This window comes from Arthrobacter sp. NPDC093128, from assembly GCF_040683875.1.
Classification (GTDB): Bacteria; Actinomycetota; Actinomycetes; order Actinomycetales; family Micrococcaceae; genus Arthrobacter.
In genome coordinates this window covers 121,967-137,974 of record NZ_JBFBEY010000002.1, presented here as the reverse complement: position 1 = coordinate 137,974, position 16,008 = coordinate 121,967, and the positions used below count along the sequence as shown (strand labels likewise).

At 65.6% G+C, this 16,008-nt stretch carries 15 protein-coding genes; 10 read left to right on the top strand and 5 right to left on the bottom strand.

Features of this window, described 5'->3' with window-relative positions; all coding sequences use genetic code 11:
- Nucleotides 1–4: 4 nt before the first annotated feature.
- From AB0N24_RS02650 to AB0N24_RS02640, 3 genes are all read left to right on the top strand, one after another.
- The gene (locus tag AB0N24_RS02650) at nucleotides 5–1,648 is read left to right on the top strand and encodes an LCP family protein (protein ID WP_364120057.1); all 1,644 of its coding nucleotides are present in this window, start codon (nucleotides 5–7) and stop codon (nucleotides 1,646–1,648) included.
- Nucleotides 1,649–1,745: 97 nt separating this feature from the next.
- The gene (manA, locus tag AB0N24_RS02645) at nucleotides 1,746–2,996 is read left to right on the top strand and encodes a mannose-6-phosphate isomerase, class I (RefSeq protein ID WP_364120055.1); all 1,251 of its coding nucleotides are present in this window, start codon (nucleotides 1,746–1,748) and stop codon (nucleotides 2,994–2,996) included.
- Between the two features lie 4 nt (nucleotides 2,997–3,000).
- The gene (locus AB0N24_RS02640; protein WP_364120052.1) at nucleotides 3,001–3,948 is read left to right on the top strand and encodes a peptidoglycan bridge formation glycyltransferase FemA/FemB family protein; all 948 of its coding nucleotides are present in this window, start codon (nucleotides 3,001–3,003) and stop codon (nucleotides 3,946–3,948) included.
- Nucleotides 3,949–4,014: 66 nt separating this feature from the next.
- Here the strand turns inward: AB0N24_RS02640 and AB0N24_RS02635 are convergent, their stop codons facing one another.
- Together AB0N24_RS02635 and glpX are read right to left on the bottom strand one after the other, a co-directional pair.
- Nucleotides 4,015–4,947, bottom strand: a complete 933-nt coding sequence (locus tag AB0N24_RS02635) for a hypothetical protein (RefSeq protein ID WP_364120049.1) — start codon at nucleotides 4,945–4,947, stop codon at nucleotides 4,015–4,017.
- 158 nt (nucleotides 4,948–5,105) lie between these two features.
- Nucleotides 5,106–6,128: a class II fructose-bisphosphatase gene (glpX, locus tag AB0N24_RS02630; RefSeq protein WP_028270439.1), complete on the bottom strand. Its 1,023-nt coding sequence runs from the start codon at nucleotides 6,126–6,128 to the stop codon at nucleotides 5,106–5,108.
- A gap of 193 nt (nucleotides 6,129–6,321) precedes the next feature.
- Between glpX and AB0N24_RS02625 the strand changes: the two genes are divergently transcribed.
- The 5 genes from AB0N24_RS02625 (at nucleotide 6,322) to AB0N24_RS02605 (ending at nucleotide 11,623) form a co-directional block, all read left to right on the top strand.
- Nucleotides 6,322–7,029: a DUF4245 domain-containing protein gene (locus AB0N24_RS02625; protein ID WP_364120045.1), complete on the top strand. Its 708-nt coding sequence runs from the start codon at nucleotides 6,322–6,324 to the stop codon at nucleotides 7,027–7,029.
- 9 nt (nucleotides 7,030–7,038) lie between these two features.
- Nucleotides 7,039–7,653: a carbonic anhydrase gene (locus AB0N24_RS02620; RefSeq protein WP_364120042.1), complete on the top strand. Its 615-nt coding sequence runs from the start codon at nucleotides 7,039–7,041 to the stop codon at nucleotides 7,651–7,653.
- Between the two features lie 62 nt (nucleotides 7,654–7,715).
- Nucleotides 7,716–9,137, top strand: coding sequence for a class II fumarate hydratase (locus AB0N24_RS02615; RefSeq protein ID WP_364120039.1), 1,422 nt, complete (start codon nucleotides 7,716–7,718; stop codon nucleotides 9,135–9,137).
- 201 nt (nucleotides 9,138–9,338) lie between these two features.
- Nucleotides 9,339–10,010 (top strand): TetR family transcriptional regulator, encoded by a 672-nt coding sequence (locus tag AB0N24_RS02610; protein WP_364120036.1) that lies wholly within the window; start codon nucleotides 9,339–9,341, stop codon nucleotides 10,008–10,010.
- A complete protein-coding gene (locus AB0N24_RS02605; protein ID WP_364120033.1) occupies nucleotides 10,007–11,623 on the top strand; it encodes an MDR family MFS transporter in 1,617 nt (538 codons plus the stop codon). Before AB0N24_RS02610 ends, AB0N24_RS02605 begins: the two co-directional genes overlap by 4 nt.
- A gap of 32 nt (nucleotides 11,624–11,655) precedes the next feature.
- On the opposite strand, the gene AB0N24_RS02600 is transcribed toward AB0N24_RS02605, so the two are convergent.
- Nucleotides 11,656–12,126 (bottom strand): NUDIX domain-containing protein, encoded by a 471-nt coding sequence (locus AB0N24_RS02600; protein WP_364120030.1) that lies wholly within the window; start codon nucleotides 12,124–12,126, stop codon nucleotides 11,656–11,658.
- 37 nt (nucleotides 12,127–12,163) lie between these two features.
- The gene (locus AB0N24_RS02595; RefSeq protein WP_364120027.1) at nucleotides 12,164–12,724 is read right to left on the bottom strand and encodes an A24 family peptidase; all 561 of its coding nucleotides are present in this window, start codon (nucleotides 12,722–12,724) and stop codon (nucleotides 12,164–12,166) included.
- 59 nt (nucleotides 12,725–12,783) lie between these two features.
- Between AB0N24_RS02595 and AB0N24_RS02590 the strand changes: the two genes are divergently transcribed.
- Nucleotides 12,784–13,581 carry a hypothetical protein gene (locus AB0N24_RS02590; RefSeq protein WP_364120024.1) on the top strand — a complete coding sequence of 266 codons (798 nt, stop codon included), beginning with the start codon at nucleotides 12,784–12,786 and terminating at the stop codon, nucleotides 13,579–13,581.
- Nucleotides 13,582–13,608: 27 nt separating this feature from the next.
- Entirely contained in the window at nucleotides 13,609–14,253 is a 645-nt protein-coding gene (locus AB0N24_RS02585) for a GNAT family protein (RefSeq protein WP_364120021.1), read from the top strand.
- Nucleotides 14,254–14,305: 52 nt separating this feature from the next.
- Here AB0N24_RS02585 and AB0N24_RS02580 read toward each other — a convergent pair whose 3' ends face one another.
- Complete coding sequence (locus AB0N24_RS02580) at nucleotides 14,306–15,748, bottom strand: PhoH family protein (protein ID WP_364120018.1); 1,443 nt, start codon at nucleotides 15,746–15,748, stop codon at nucleotides 14,306–14,308.
- Nucleotides 15,749–16,008: the final 260 nt, after the last annotated feature.

Below are 16,008 nucleotides of genomic sequence, written 5' to 3'. Positions count from 1 at the left end.
GCAGATGACCACCAGCCAATCCCGTCCCCAGGCCCCGCAGCAGGCACTTACGGACCCCGTCCGTAACCCCGGGAACGCTCCGGCGCCCGTCAGGACGAAGCGTGCGTTTGTCCTGCTGCTGCTGACCCTGTTTGTCCCCGGCAGTGCCCAGATCGTGGCCGGCGACCGCAAACTGGGGAGGATCGCGCTGCGGGTGACACTCGCTGTCTGGAGCCTGGTGATCGTGGCACTGGTGCTGCTGCTGGTTAACCGCACCCTCCTGATCGGGATCCTCACCAACACGGTGGCGTCACTCCTGATCATCGTCATCCTCGTTGCCCTCGCCCTCGGCTGGGCAGCGCTGTTCGTCAACACGCTCAGGCTTATCCGGCCGGTCCTGCTGGCGCCCGGGATGCGACCCATCGTCGGCGTCGCATTGGTCCTGGCGATGGTGCTCAGCAGCGGCACCCTGGGCTATGCGGCCTACGTGCTGAACGTAAGCCGGAACGCCATCGACAGCATCTTCGCCGGAGGTCCGGCGATCGACCCGGTGGACGGCCGCTACAACTTCCTGATGATGGGCGGCGACGCGGGCGATGACCGCACGGGCCGCCGCCCGGACAGTCTCTCCGTCCTCAGCGTGGATGCCAAGACCGGACAGACCGCCATCATCTCGGTGCCCCGCAACCTGCAGAACGCCCAGTTCAGCGAGGGTTCCCCCATGCGTCAGATCTACCCTGACGGTTACAACTGCGGCGACGAATGCCTGATCAACGCCATCAACACCGAAGTGACCAACGAGCACACGGACCTCTACCCCGGCGTAGCCGATCCCGGGGCCCAGGCAACGCTCGAGGCCGTGTCAGGGTCCCTGGGCATCACCGTCCAGGCCTACGTCCTCGTTGACATGGAGGGGTTCGCGAAGCTCATCGATGCCATGGGCGGCATCAGGATCAAGGCCGGCGGCTGGGTGCCGCTGAGCGGGGACATGGTGGATGAGGCCAACGGTATCCACGGGATGCCAACCGGCTGGATCCCGGCCGGCGATCAGCATCTGGACGGCTACCACGCCCTTTGGTACGGACGCTCCCGGGAGTTCGTGGACGACTACGCGCGTATCCAGCGGCAGCAGTGCGTCCAGCAGGCCATGCTGAAGCAGCTGGACCCGGCAACGCTGCTCTCCAAGTTTGAGGACATCGCGAACGCGGGCACCAAGGTGGTGGACTCCAACATTTCCGCGAGCCAGCTCGGCAGCTTCGTGGACCTGGCGATGAAGGCCAAGGGCAAGGAAGTCAGCCGGCTGACCATCGGGCCGCCGGACTTCGACGCCTCGTTCTCCACCGTGCCGGACTTCGACCGGATCCACGAGAAGGTTGACCAGCTGCTCGCCGCCCAGTCCGAAAAACCTGCCGGAGCGGCCGGGGACACCGGCGAGGATGACAGCATCGTGCAGCCCGGAACGGCCGCAGGTCAGGTTATGGCGGCCCCACCGCTGGCTCCCCTGACACAGCCCGCTCCGTCGCCGTCGGCGTCGGACTTCACACCGGTGACCACCACCCCCGATGGCGAGCCCATCACCGAAGAGATGCTCAACCAGTTCAAGCGTGAGGGCAACGAGCAGGCAATCCGGGACCTCGTGGCCACGAACGGCCAGTGCCGCCCGCTGTAGGTGCACGGCTCCACCTTCCTTCCGCCGTCCAGGCGCCAGCACGCATCGATGAATCTGCAGCAGCCAACCTGCTGCAACGAGATAAGGACACCAGGCTGTGTACGAAATTGAGAATGTCCTCCGGCCCTACGCCTGGGGATCAACCACCGCCATCGCCGGCCTGCTGGGCAGGCAGGCCTCCGGCGGCCCGGAAGCGGAACTGTGGGTGGGCGCCCACCCGGACTCGCCGTCCGTAGCCACCGCGGCCGACGGCGGGCCGCTGGCTTTGGATGAACTGATCAGTTCCGATCCCGAACACCACCTGGGCAGCGCCAGCGTGGCCGAGTTCGGCCCCCGCCTGCCGTTCCTGCTCAAGGTCCTGGCCGCCGAGAGCCCCCTGTCCCTCCAGGTGCACCCCACGCTGGAACAGGCACGGACGGGGTTTGCCCGCGAGGAGGCTGCCGGCGTCGACCGTTCCGCGGCGGAGCGGAACTACAAGGATGACAACCACAAGCCGGAGATGATCTTCGCCCTCACGCCGTTCGAGGCGCTGTGCGGGTTCCGCCCGGCGGCGTCGTCCCGCGCGCTTTTTGAACACCTGACGTCGTCCATGCGTGAGATGTCGGCGGAAGTTCCGCAGGTGTTCCTGGAGGTTTTGGCGGACCTCTCCGCCCCGGTTGGGCACGATGCCCTGAAGGCTGCTTTCATCAGGCTCATTGGCGGCGGCCACGCCGTCTCGCATGCGGTGCGGGAACTCGTGGCGGCCCTCAAGGCCGGGCTTCCGATGGCCCCGTACCAGACCGAGCTGTCGACGGTGGTCAGCCTGCATGGCCACTACCCCGGCGACCCCGGTGTGCTCATCTCGCTGCTGCTGAACCGGATCTCGCTGGCGCCCGGCGAGGCCGTATACCTCCCGGCAGGCAATATCCACGCCTACCTGCACGGCCTCGGCATCGAAGTGATGGCGTCGTCGGACAACGTCCTCCGCGGCGGCCTCACGCCCAAGTTCGTGGACGTTCCCGAACTGCTGGCCACTGTTGAGTTCGAGGCGGTGGGAGTGCCGATGCTGGACGCTGAGGTGTCTGCGCTGGGCCAGGAACTCTACCGGCCGCCGTTCCGCGAATTCCAGCTGCAGCGGATCGTGCTGGAGCCCGACGGCGCCGCCGTTCCGTTGGCGCAGTCCGGTGCAGCCGTGATCATCGTGGTGTCCGGCTCGGTCCTGCTGGACTCCCCCAGGGGCGACCTCCACCTTGACCGCGGGACCAGCGCCTTCCTCCCAGCAGCGGAGGCTCCGGTCAACGTACACCCGGTTGCCGGCGCCCCTGGGCAGGCCGTTGCCTTTGCCGTGACCACCGCCGCCGGGTCCTGATCCGGTGGAGTACTTCCTGCAGACCCCGCAGTGGGCGGATTTCCAGCGGTCGCTCGGGCGCACGGTCCACGAACAGTCAGGTCCCGGGTGGAGCTTCCTGGCCGTTGAGGAGAAGAACCCGGCGGGGAAGGTCCTCTACGCCCCGTACGGTCCGGTAGCGGCTTCCCTGGAAGCCTTCGACGACGCGCTGGCGGCTCTTGTGGCCATGGCCCGGAAAAGCGGTGCAGCGTTTGTCCGGATCGAACCGGTCAGTGCCGGATTCGACGCTGCTGGGTCCGGAACCGTGCTGCGGAGCCGCGGCCTGCAGCCCGCTCCGGTCAGCCAGCAGCCGGAACTGAGCTGGATCGTGGACCTGGAGCAGGACTTCAAGGACGTCCTCGCCGCCATGAAACCCGTGAACCGGAATCTCTACCGGAACATCCACAAGAAGGACGTGACTTTCCGGACGTCGCAGGATCCGGAGGACATCCGGGTGCTGTTGAACTTCCTGCACATGACGGCCAGAAGGAGCGGGTTCAAGCCGCAAAGCGATGAGTACCTGAGCCAGGTGGCCCGTTCCCTCATGCCTGCAGGTGCGGCCACGCTGTTCATCGCCGAACGCCACGGCGGCCCCATCGCTGCGGCCCTGGCCTACGATTCCGCCGACACCCGTACCTATGCCCATGCGGCCCTGGACGACTCGCACCGGAAGCTTAGCGCCGGCATACCGCTCCTGGTCACACTCATGGCGGACGCCAAGGAAAAGGGCCTGAAATACGTGGATCTGTGGGGTGTGGCACCGGAGGACCAGCCGAACCACAAATGGGCCGGGTTCACGGCGTTCAAGAAGTCATTCGGGGGGCGCGAGATCGCCTACCCGGGCACCTGGGACCTGCCCGTGAAGAAGTTCCGCTACGGCGCCTACCAGCTGGCCCGGAAGGCCCGCGAAAAACTCCGCGCCCTCCGCAGCTGACCCACCCCGCGACCTCCCCGAGCGCGAACTGGCAGCTGATGCCCTCAAATTCACCATTTGGGGGCATCAACTGCCAGTTCGCCGCAGAGTCTTCGCGCCGAACGGGTCCAACAGGGCCCTGACCCTGTCGACGACGGCGGGCCTTTCACCTTCGAGGTCGTGCTTGTCGACCCGAAGCTCCCGCCAGCCCAGGCTTTCGGTCAATGACTGGCGTTTGATGTCGCGGCGGTACTGGTCCGGATCGCCGTGGTGAAGACCGTCATACTGAAGCGCGATCCGGTGCTCAGGGTAGGCGGCATCGGGCCAGACCACCGGATGACCAAGACCGTTGCGCAGTACCATATTCAAGGCAGGCTCGGGAAGTCCGGCCCGAACCAAGGCGAGGCGCAACATGGTTTCGGGGGCCGAGTCCGCTCCGACGCGGACCAGATCCAAGGCGAGCCGCGCCTTCTTCACACCGCGCATCCCCGGGTGTTGGCTGATTATCCGCTGTAAGTCGGGGACTGCGGCCAGCGGCTGCCGCCGCAGAGGGAAATCTTCGCCGTGTTCGACGACGACCGAGTCGCCGGCCGCGACCAGTTCGTCGAAGGCCAACACCGACGCGAGGTCCAGCCAGGTGCGCGCAGGCGAGGTGAGGCGGACGCCGTCGGACATCACAACTTCGCCCTCTTTGAACGACAGTTGGTGGCCCACCACACTTCGCCGGCGGGGTTTACAGCTGTCGGCCGGGCGGGCGATGTGGATCCGCCAATCGGCGTCCAGCCAGCCCGGCAGGCAGATGCGCCAGAGCCGGGCAGCCGCCGAGTGGGTAAGCACGCAACCCGGGTCGAGGCGGGTGTAGGCACGGACGTTGTCGGCCGCACTCCCGGTGCTGGCCAGGGGCAGCCTGACCCCGCGGGACGGGGTGAAGATGCCAGCGCGGCTCAGCTGATTTCGGCTGAGACCCAGCTCATCGGCGTCGGTAACGAGGAAGGATCCATGCGGTAGCTGAGGTGGCATCGGCGTCCGTGACATGGTCCATTCTCAACCGAAATACGACTGTGCCAACGGTTATCCACAGGACGGGATTCCGCCTTAAACGCGAACTGGCAGCTAATGCCCTCAAAAGTTGGATTTGAGGGCATTTGCTGCCAGTTCGCGCCGATAAAGCGGAGGAACTAGCTCTTGCGGGCGTAGCCTTCCCACTTGCTGGCCTGGTGCTCGCCGTCCACGAAGCGGATGGTGCCGGACTTGGAGCGCATGACGATCGACTGGGTCAGGACCTTGTCCTTGGAGTAGCGCACGCCCCGGAGGAGGTCGCCGTCGGTGATGCCCGTGGCTGCGAAGTAGCAGTTGTCGCTGGAGACGAGGTCGTTCGTGGAAAGCACACGATCGAGGTCGTGCCCGGCGTCGATGGCCTTCTGCTTCTCGTCATCGCTCGTGGGCCAGAGGCGGCCCTGGATGACGCCGCCGAGGGACTTGATGGCGCAGGCCGCCACAATGCCTTCCGGTGTTCCGCCGATGCCCATGAGCGCGTCAACGCCGGTGCCGGAGCGGGCCGCAGCAATGGCGCCGGCGACGTCGCCGTCCATGATGAACTTGGTCCGGGCACCGGCTTCGCGGATTTCCTCCACGAGGGGACGGTGGCGGTCCCGGTCCAGGATCATGACGTTCAGTTGGTTGACCTTAACGCCCTTCGCCTTGGCGATTAAATGCAGGTTCTGCTTGACGGGGAGTCGCAGGTCGACCATGTCCGCCGCTTCCGGGCCCGTGACGAGCTTCTCCATGTAGAACACGGCGGAGGGGTCGAACATGGAGCCGCGCTCGGCGACGGCCAGGACGGCGAGGGCGTTGTTGATGCCCAGGGCAGTCAGGCGGGTTCCGTCAATGGGGTCGACGGCGACATCGCACTCGGGGCCGGTGCCGTCACCTACGTGCTCGCCATTGAAAAGCATGGGAGCTTCGTCCTTCTCACCTTCACCGATGACCACAACACCATTGAAGTGGACGGTCTGGAGGAAGGAGCGCATGGCGTCGACTGCTGCGCCGTCAGCCTTGTTCTTATCGCCGAAGCCAACCCAGTGGCCACCGGCAATTGCGGCGGCTTCGGTGACGCGGACAAGTTCCAGGGCAAGGTTGCGGTCCGGCTCGTCAATGCCAACGGCAAGCGACGGGGAAATCGTGGAATATTGCTGGGTCATAGGCGCTGGTGACACGTGAACCTCTTCTTCGAGTGGCGATCATTGAACCCGTACGGCCGGTATCAGCCGTCACGGTGATTCCTCTGGTACTGATCATAGTCGCGGGAGCATCCGAAGGTCATGGGATGACCACCCCGTGAAACACGGCGCTTCCTCACCGAAGGAACGGCACGAATGTGAGAACCGCGTTCACATGGGCGACTATAGAAGCGTGAGCGAAACGCAGGACAAGTCCACCCCCGACACCCAGACGCCCGGCACCGGCTCCCCCGCGGGCACCACCGGCGCTGCCGATGCGCCCGTCGTTAAGCCGGTTATCCGCGCTGCGGCGGCGAAAAGGGCCAACGCCTCGGTCATCGGCATGCTCATCGCGCTGGTCGTGAGCGTCGGCGCATTTCTCCCCATCGTCTTGATGAACCCCTCGCCGAAGTCCGAGGGCTACCGGCCCAACGTCGACGTCAGCGCCATCGCCCAAAACGCGGCGGGTGTGGCGGGATTCACACCGGTAGCACCCGGGACCGGCGACACATTCAGTCCGAATTACGCCCGCTGGGAGTCCGGAACGGGTAGCGGGGTGCCCGTGTGGGAGGTCGGCTACCTCACGCCCAAGGAATCCTTCATCGGCCTCGTCCAGACCGCCCGGGCAAATCCCACGTGGCTGCTCCAGCAGACGAAGAACGCCCCGGTCACGGGAAGCCGCAACGCCGGCGGCCTCGACTGGGAACTCCGGGATACCGGCAAAGGCGAGAAGAGCATGGTGCTCGAACACAAAGGCACCACCGTTGTCCTGACCGGCACGGCGCAACTCGACGAGTTCGCGGTCCTGGCTGACGCCGTCGTGAAGTCACTGGAAAGTAACCCGGCCGCCACGGTTTCACCCTCGGCCACCCCTTCACCGTAAAGTAGCCCCGTGGCTACTTACCTGACTCCCGCGCTGGCTTGGCGGCGACTGCGCGAAGGAAATGAACGCTTCGTCGCCGGCGAATCCTCCCACCCCAACCAGGACGCGTCCCGGCGCTCCTCGCTCGTGGAGAACCAGCACCCTTTCGCAGTCATCTTCGGCTGTTCGGATTCCCGCCTCGCGGCAGAAATCATCTTCGACCTCGGCCTGGGCGACGCTTTCGTCGTCCGCACTGCCGGCCAGGTGATTGACGACGCCGTGCTCGGCTCGCTCGAATACAGCATCAGCGTGCTGGGTGTTCCGCTGATTGTGATCCTGGGGCACGACAGTTGCGGAGCGGTCAGCGCTACGAAGTCCGCCGTCGAAACCGGCCAGATGCCGGTCGGCTTCATCCGCGACCTCGTCGAGCGGATCACGCCGTCCGTCCTGACCTCGCTCCGCAACAACGAGACCGAAGTCAACGAGATGGTGGTCGAGCACGTCAAGCAGACCTCTCAGCGGCTGGTGGACAGCTCGCGCGTGATTTCCGCCGCAATTGATACGGGCCGGGCCGCAGTCATTGGATTGTCGTACAGCCTCGCGGACGGCCGGGCGGACCTCGTTTCGGGAATCGGCGAGCTCTAAAGTGACGGCCCGGGGCACTTCACGGTTTTAGCCCCGGCCGCCAATCGCCCTAAGCTAGCCCCATGACTTCCACTGAAGAATTCCGCATTGAACACGACACGATGGGCGAAGTCCGCGTCCCCGTGAACGCCCTGTACCGTGCACAGACGCAGCGTGCAGTTGAAAACTTCCCCATCTCCGGCAAGACCTTGGAGCGTGCGCACATCGAGGCGCTCGCCCGCGTCAAGAAGGCGGCTGCCCAGGCCAACGCTGAACTGGGTGTGCTCGACGGCGAGCTTGCCAAGGCCATTGCAGACGCTGCGGATGAGGTGGCCGCCGGCAAGTACGACGGCGACTTCCCCATCGACGTCTTCCAGACGGGCTCAGGCACGTCCTCGAACATGAACACCAACGAGGTCATCGCGGAGCTTGCCTCCCGCGCCCTCAAGGCCGCCGGCAGCGACAAAGTTGTCCACCCGAACGACCACGTCAACGCCTCCCAGTCCTCCAACGACGTCTTCCCGACGTCGGTCCACGTTGCAGCCACCTCCGCCCTCATCAACGACCTCATCCCGGCCCTCGGCTACCTGGCCGCGTCGCTGGAGCGCAAGGCCGTGGAGTTCAAGGACGTCGTCAAGTCCGGCCGCACGCACCTCATGGATGCCACCCCGGTGACCCTGGGCCAGGAGTTCGGCGGCTACGCCGCGCAGGTCCGCTACGGCATCGAGCGCATCAACGCCTCCCTCCCCCGCGTTGCCGAAGTTCCCCTCGGCGGAACCGCTGTGGGCACCGGCATCAACACCCCCGCCGGGTTCCCGGAGCGCGTCATCGAACTGCTCGCCACCGACACCGGGCTTCCGCTGACCGAAGCACGCGACCACTTCGAAGCCCAGGCCAACCGCGACGGCCTCATCGAAGCCTCCAGCCAGCTGCGCAACATCGCGATCTCCTTCATGAAGATCAACAACGACCTCCGCTGGATGGGCTCCGGCCCCAACACCGGCCTCGGCGAAATCGCCATCCCGGACCTCCAGCCGGGCTCCTCGATCATGCCGGGCAAGGTCAACCCGGTCATCTGCGAGGCGTCGATCATGGTGTGCGCCCAGGTCATCGGCAACGACACCGCCATTGCCTGGTCCGGCACCAACGGCGCCTTCGAACTGAACGTCGGCATCCCCGTCATGGCCGCCAACCTGCTCGAATCGGTGCGCCTGCTGGCCAACACCAGCCGCGTCATGGCCGACAAGATGATCGACGGCATCACCGCCAACGTCGAGCGCGCTCGATTCCTCGCCGAGGCCTCGCCGTCCATCGTCACCCCGCTGAACAAGTTCATCGGCTACGAGAACGCCGCCAAGATCGCCAAAAAGGCCGTGGCTGAGGGCCTCACGATCCGCGAGACCGTCGTCGCCATGGGCTTCCTGGAGCGCGGCGAACTGACCGAAGAGCAGCTGGACACGGCCCTGGACGTCATGTCCATGACCCGCCCGCCGCACAAGGCATAAGTCCGCACCGACTAAGTACGACGGCGGCCGCCCACCTTCCCAGCGAAGGCGGGCGGCCGCCGTCGTACTTTAAGCCCTCCCTCAGAGTTTTTGTCCAGATAACGGGACTTCAAGGCACTCCGTGTCCCGTTATCTGGCCAAAAACTCCAAGACACCGAACGAAAATTGCACTATTACAGGATTGGTGCAAAACTTCACTTTGTGAATAATAGTGCAACTAACGACGGGAGCCTGCGGGAGCGCAAGCGGGCAGCCACGCGCGGTTCCATCAGCGCCATCGCGCGGTCGCTGACGGCCGAGCGGGGCCTGAACGGCTACACCGTCGAGGAAGTGTGTGAACAGGCGGGCATCTCGCGCCGGACCTTCTTCAACTACTTCCCGTCCAAAGAAGACGCCATCCTGGGCCACGTGGACGACGAACTCCCCGAGGAGGTCTTCACCGACTTCATCCGCGGCGGCGCCGCCTCCCGTTCCGGCGAGATCTCCCCCACCCTCCTCCAGGACCTGGTCGGGCTGGCACTGAAAATGTCGGAACGGATGAGTTCCTCCGAAGAGGAGACCCGCCAGCTGATCGGCGTCATCAAGAAAGAGCCCCAGCTGATGCTCAAAATCATCGGCGCCACGGAGGAACGGGAAGCCCACTTTGCCCGCGTCCTCGCCGCCCGCGAAGGCGTGGCCCCGGACCATCCGGTGGTCCGGATGGCGGTGGTGGCCCTGGGCAGCATCGCCCGGCACACCAGCATGGCCTATTTCTCCGAAGGCAACGCCCGGTCCTACCAGGACCTGCTGCTGGAAAACATCTCCTCCGCGCGCCTGCTCTTCTCGCAGCCCCTCAACCTCCCTGAACAACTCTTCGCAGAAGGACACCAATGAGTACCGCCGTCAACCCCAAGGCAGCAGCCGGGCCGCTGCTGCTGACCCAGAAACGCATCTGGATCATTTTCTCGGCCCTGATCGCCGGGATGCTGCTCTCCAGCCTGGACCAGACCATCGTCTCCACCGCGATGCCCACCATCGTGGGCAAGCTCGGCGGCGTGGAACACCAGGCCTGGATCACCACCGCGTACCTGTTGGCCACCACCATCGTGATGCCCATCTACGGCAAGTTCGGTGACGTCCTGGGCCGCCGCAACCTGTTCCTCGTCGCCATCGCACTGTTCACCCTCGCCTCGGTGGGCTGCGCCTTCGCCACCGATTTCTGGGGCTTCGTGATCTTCCGCGCCATCCAGGGCCTGGGCGGCGGCGGCCTGATGATCCTCTCGCAGGCCATCATCGCCGACATCGTCCCGGCCAAGGACCGCGGCAAGTACATGGGCCCGCTCGGGGCCATCTTCGGCCTCTCCGCCGTCGCCGGTCCCCTGCTGGGCGGCTACTTCGTTGACCACCTGACCTGGGAATGGGCCTTCTACATCAACATCCCCATCGGCATCGCCGCCTTCACCATCGCGTGGTTCACTTTGACCCTGCCGAACAAGAAGGCTGAGAAGCGGATCGATGTCCTCGGCGTCCTGCTGCTCTCCGCGGCCACCACATGCCTGATCTTCTTCACCGACTTCGGCGGCAAGAAGGACGAAGGCTGGGATTCGCCGCTGACCTGGGCGTTCGGTGCCGGCCTGGTCGTGGCCGCTGCTGCGTTCGTCATGGTGGAACGCCGGGCCGAGGATCCCATCATTCCGCTGGGCCTGTTCAGGAACCGGATCTTCGTGAACTCCACCGCCATCGGCTTCACGCTGGGCCTGGGCATGTTCGCAGCCATCGCGTTCGTCCCCACGTTCCTGCAGATGTCTTCCGGGACCTCCGCGGCCGAATCCGGGCTGCTCATGCTGCCCATGATGGCGGGCCTCATGGGCATGGCGATCTACTCGGGCATCCGGATCTCCAAGACAGGCAAGTACAAGATGTTCCCCATCATGGGCGCTGCCCTCACGATGGGCGCCATGCTGTGGCTGACCACCCTGACCGCCGACACCCCCATCTGGGTCATCTGCGTCCAGCTGTTCGTCTTCGGCGCCGGCCTGGGCTCCATCATGCAGGTGATCGTCCTGGTAGTGCAGAACTCCGTGCCTGCCGAGCAAATCGGCACGGCCACCAGCACAAACAACTATTTCCGCGAAGTGGGTGCGTCCTTGGGCGTGGCCGTGTTCGGCTCCATCTTCACCTCGCGGCTGGCAGAATCCCTGACCAACGCCTTCACGGGGGCGGGCGCTTCCGCCGACCAGGCCGCGCAGTCCACGCAGACCCTGGACCCGCAGGCCCTGAGCCAGCTGCCGGAACAGCTCCGGGACGCCATCGTGAACGCCTACGCCGATTCGCTGGCACCGGTGTTCTGGTACCTGCTGCCGTTCCTGGGCATCGCGCTGGTGCTGGCTCTGACCCTGAAGCAGATCCCGCTCTCCGACACGGCCGGCATGGTGGCCCGCGGCGAGGCTGTGGGCGGCGAAGAAGCGGAGCGCCTCGAAGCGGAGAGGCAGGCCGCCGCAGTCTAGAAAAAGACCGCAGGAAGGCGCTGCCGGGGGGCTCAGGGTTCGTAGTGGACGCTGTCCTCCGGCAGCAGCGCCCGCCGGATGCACTCCCGGTCTCCGGGCCTGAGTTCCGGCAGCCCGTCCAGCGGGAACCAGCCCACCGCCAGGGATTCGTCGTCGTTCACGCGCGCTTCACCGGAGACGTGGCGGCAGCGGAACACGATGTCCAGGAAGTCGCACACATCGCCGTTGGGGAAGGTCACGGGGCCCACAACGCCGACCGACAGCATACGCTCCGTTTCAGCCACGACGGCGGTCTCTTCGAAGATCTCCCGCACCAGCCCGGGCGCGGGGTGCTCGCCAGGCTCCAGCATTCCGGAGATCAGGGCCCACCTCCCGTTGTCTGAGCGCTGGCCCAGCAGGACGTGGCCGTCGCCGTTGAAGACAACTCCCCGCACGGCGGGAATCCACAGCGGGTCATGGCCTATTTTTTCGCGGAGTTTGAGGACGAAATCAGGTGCTGGCATAGCTTCAGCCTAACCGCAGCAAAGCCGGTGCAGGCTCTCAGCCCGCAGGCAGGAGCAGCATCGCGGCGGCGGAGCCGGCCAGCATGAAGGGGCCGAACGGGATGTCGGATTTAAGCGTGCCACGGCGGGCAGCGAGCAGGCCAAGGCTCCAGAGCCCGCCAAGGAGAAAGGCGGCGAAGGTCCCGGCGAACAGGTGGCCCCAGCCGAGGTAGCCCAGATACATTCCCAGCACACCGGCGAGTTTCACGTCGCCGAACCCCATTCCCGGCGGATAGACCAGGCGCAGGATGAAGTAGAAGAGCCACAGCACCGCTCCGCCGGCCAGGATGCGGACGCCCGGGATCCCGAAAAGCCGGGCGGCGCCGTCGGGCACTGCCTCGACGTCCGCGCCGGCCACCAGGACGGTGACCGCCGCCGCCAGCAGCAGCACGCCGCCCACGGCGTAGGACGGGAACACAATCCTGTTTGGCAGCAGATGGTGCCTGACGTCGATGACCGTGAGGCGCACGGCCATCACGCCGAAGTAGGCGCAGGCCGCCAGCAAGAGCCAGAAGGCCAGCGGGGTGGCTTCCCAAAGTTCGCCCAGTCGTTGGATCACCCTCGGATGCTACTGGATTTTCCCGTACCGCCGCTGAGCCCCGCGCGTAAACTGTGGATATGTCGACATGGGACGCGAGGCGCCAGGGGGAAACCGGTCAGCAGAATGGGCCCGCAGACATGGTCACGAAGTTCCGGAACCTCTGCCGGTCCTCGCCCTGGAAATGGCAAAGCCTCCGGTTCGAGTACGTGGACAGGCCCGATCCTGACCCGGACAACACCGTGCGTGCGTGGCTTCGCCGGCCCGGCGCCCTCCGGCTGGAGTCCGCTGCCGGTGTGGTGCTGCACAGCACCACGGGCATCAACGACTCAAAGGACGGGTTCTACGTCAGCTCCACCCGGAAGTCGTGGCTGCTGCCTCCGCATCTGGTCACCCCCGTTTACGACGACGGCGGACTGGTCCGGCGCCGCCCGGAGGCTGCGTACGGCGAACCCTGCTTCGGAAACGGACGCTTTGCCGCGGCGCTGGACCCGGTGGAGCTGGCCGGCAACGCCCCCGTCCCGATCGAATTTCCGAACACGAACGCGGTGGAACTCGGCACCATCACCGCCGTGGACCACGAGGGCCGCCCTGCGCTGGAAACCATGGTGATTCCCAACGCCGCATACACGCCCTCAGACCGCCAAGCGCCCCTGTGCCGGCCTGGACGCAACCTCATAAGGATCGACCTCGGCACCGGAGTGTGCGTTTCAAGCCGCTCCCTGGAGGACGAATCCAAGGACCTAGGCCATTGGCTCCGGATCCTGGCCGTGGATGAGTACATGCTGGATGACCTTTTCCTCGCGGAATCCATGAACCTGACGGACGTCCGCCGCCACATCAGCTGGGACATCTCACCGCGGCACATGACCGGCTGAGCGCTGTCTGGCGGCTAAGCTTCCCTGATGACCGACCTCTCCGCCATCTGGCCACCCCTGGGCCTCACCCTGACCACGCCCCGGCTTGTGCTCCGGCCTATCCGGGACGACGACATCCCTGCGGCCGTCGAAGCCGCGCTCTCGGGCATCAGCGAACCGGGCCGCAGCCCCTTCAGCACGCCGTGGAACGAATTTCCCGCCGAGAAGCTGGGCCCCAACATGGCGCAGTGGTACTGGCGCTGCCGGGCCGGGGTTTCCCCCGAAGCCTGGACGATGCTGCTCGGCATCTGGCACGACGGCGGGTTCATCGGCTGCCAGGACATTGAGGCCAGGGATTTCGCCACCCTGCGGACAGTCACCACGGGCTCCTGGCTCCGGAAGTCCGTGCACGGCCGGGGCCTCGGCAAGGAAATGCGCGCCGCCGTCGTCAGCTACGCCTTTGACCACCTGAAAGCGGATGTCGCCGAGTCCGAGGCAGCCGCCTGGAACGAAAAATCCCTGGGCGTCTCCCGCTCCCTTGGCTACGAGCTGAACGGTGTCACCCGCTCGGCCTGGGGCGGCATCAGGCAGGACGTGCAGATGGTCCGGGTGACCCCGGAAACCTTCAAGCGCCCCGACTGGACGCTGAAAGTGGAAGGCCACGAAGCCACGGCCAAGTACCTGGGGCTGTAAGCGAAGGGCTGTGGCCGGCGAACCCGGCCACGGCCCTTCACTGGTCCTGGTGCTAGATTTCCGCCCCTTCAAGCAGTTCCGTGACGAGTGCCGCGATCGGCGAGCGCTCGGACCGGGTCAGGGTGATGTGCCCGAAGAGCGGGTGCCCCTTAAGGGTTTCGACGACGGCGGCAACACCGTCGTGCCGGCCGACCCGCAGGTTGTCGCGCTGGGCGACGTCGTGGGTCAGGACGATCTTCGAGTTCTGGCCGATCCGGCTCATCACTGTCAGGAGCACGTTCTTCTCGAGCGACTGCGCTTCATCGACAATCACGAACGCATCATGGAGCGAGCGGCCGCGGATATGGGTCAGCGGCATGACTTCCAGCATGCCGCGGTCCATGACTTCCTCGACGACTTCCTGGCTGACCAAAGCTCCGAGGGTGTCGAAGACGGCCTGCGCCCACGGGTTCATCTTCTCCGCTTCGGAGCCGGGCAGGTAGCCGAGCTCCTGGCCGCCCACGGCGTACAGCGGCCGGAAGACGATCACTTTGCGGTGTTCGCGGCGTTCCAGCACGGCCTCGAGGCCGGCGCACAGCGCCAGGGCCGACTTTCCGGTGCCCGCACGGCCGCCGATCGACACGATGCCGACGGACGGGTCCATCAGCATGTCGATGGCCAGCCGCTGTTCCGCGGAACGGCCGTGCAGCCCGAACACGTCACGGTCCCCCTTGACCAGCCGGACCTGTTTGTCCGCGCCCACCCGGCCCAGGGCGGAACCCCGGTTGGAGAGCAGCACCAGGCCGGTGTTGACGGGCATCTCCGCGGCCGCCGGAATGAAGACGGGTTCGTGGCCGTAGAGGGTGGAGATCTCCTCCTCGCTCGCTTCGACCTCGGCCACCCCGGTCCAGCCGGAGTCCTTCACCAGTTCGTTGCGGTACTCATCGGCGAGCAGTCCCATGGCCGAGGCCTTGACGCGCATTGGCAGGTCCTTGGAGACAACCGTGACGTTGCGGCCCTCGTTGGCGAGGTTCTTGGCGACGGCGAGGATTCGGCTGTCGTTGTCCCCGCCGCGGAAGCCCGCGGGCAGCACCTCAGCGGAAATGTGGTTCATCTCCACCACGAGGGTGCCGCCGTCGTCGCCCAGCGGAATGGGACGGTCGAGTCCGCCATGCTGGACCCGGAGGTCGTCCAGGAGCCTCAGCGCCTTGCGGGCGAAGTATCCCAGCTCGGGGTCGTGCCTTTTGCCCTCAAGCTCCGTAATGACCACGATCGGGACAATGACTTCGTGCTCCGCGAAACGCAGCAGCGCGCGAGGGTCCGAGAGCAATACCGAGGTGTCGATGACGAAGGTCCACAGAGTGTCGTCTGTCCCGGCCTTTTCGCCGGATACAGCAAGACCGGCCGCAGCGTGATGATTCGCTGCACCGGTCTGTGAGGTGGCTCGCTTGGCGCGAGAGGTAGCTTTCTCTCCCTGGTCGGAAATGACGTCGGGCAGTTGTTCAGAAATAGCCACATCGACTCCAGCCCCGGGGCGCACGCCCGGATATTTTATAGGTGAGGCGGATCGGCCACGAGGCCGGTTCCGGCCTCCCATACATCCGGTGCGAAAATCCGCTCCATGTACTGGCCTCCCCGATTAGCCGGCATTTTGCCTGCTAATGGAATCAACGTAATTCCCCGCGGCTTTGTTTCCCAAACCATTCGTCGGCGATTCTTATTGCGGTCACGTGAACTCCGCGTGAACCGGCCATGACGGCCTTCCATGCAGGCAGG